The organism is Synechococcus sp. OH20, from assembly GCF_047502685.1.
GTDB lineage: Bacteria > Cyanobacteriota > Cyanobacteriia > Thermostichales > Thermostichaceae > Thermostichus.
On record NZ_JANSIQ010000050.1, the window covers coordinates 1 to 843 of the forward strand.

An 843-nucleotide genomic window follows, 5' to 3' on the forward strand; every position below is an offset into this window, starting at 1 on the left:
GGAAGCAGGATGGATTAATCAGTAGTAAAGAAGTCTGCACTATCTGCTCCAGGCTATACTTCCCAACTCTGGAAAACTGCCGAATAAAATGCTTCAACACCGACCACATCATCTCAATAGGATTCAATTCCGGCGCATACACAGGCAGGTATAGAATTCGCGCTCCTGTCCCCCTAATCAATTCCTCAACTTCCCGACTTCTATGGATATTTAAATTGTCCATAATCACAACCTTCCTCGCATCTAGCTTCGGACATAACTCGCTTCTCAAAAACTCCAAAAAATCCCCTTTCTTCATCCCACCCTTGATGACACGACAGCCAACTACTCCTCTCAGAGAAATAGCTCCAATAACAGTATGCTTCTCCCCCTTGTATCTCTGACGATAATGATAAGCTCTTTGACCGCGTAAACTCCGAGCTACTCCCCGTTCCATCCCCTCCCACACCCCTGTCTGGTCGAGAGCAATCAGATCCTCCGCTGGAATATCTCTGACTTCTTGACTATAAGCTAGTCGTTCTCTTTGCACCTCCTCTTCTTGGACTCTCGCGCTGCGGTAAGTCTTTTTTTTAGAGTCATTCCTTGCTTTTTCAAGAAATTGTGTATCGTGACAGTACTTACATCAATTGCTAAGCGCTCCCGCAACAGTTCTTGATACTGCCACAGGTAGAGGTCTGGGTGTTCTGCAATGATTGCCATCACTTCCTGTCGATGTTGTTCCAAAATACCCACTCGCTTAGTGCCTACTTTCTTGGGGGTTAAATCTTGAGTTTGTTGGTACTGTCGCACCCAGCGGTGTACTGTTCTTTTGGTCACCATGAACCGTTCGGCTACCTGGCGGAT

The 843-nt window shown here is 46.4% G+C and carries 1 pseudogene; it reads right to left on the bottom strand.

Features of this window, described 5'->3' with window-relative positions:
- Nucleotides 1-843, bottom strand: a pseudogene (locus NW826_RS10635) (IS630 family transposase); the annotation flags it as partial.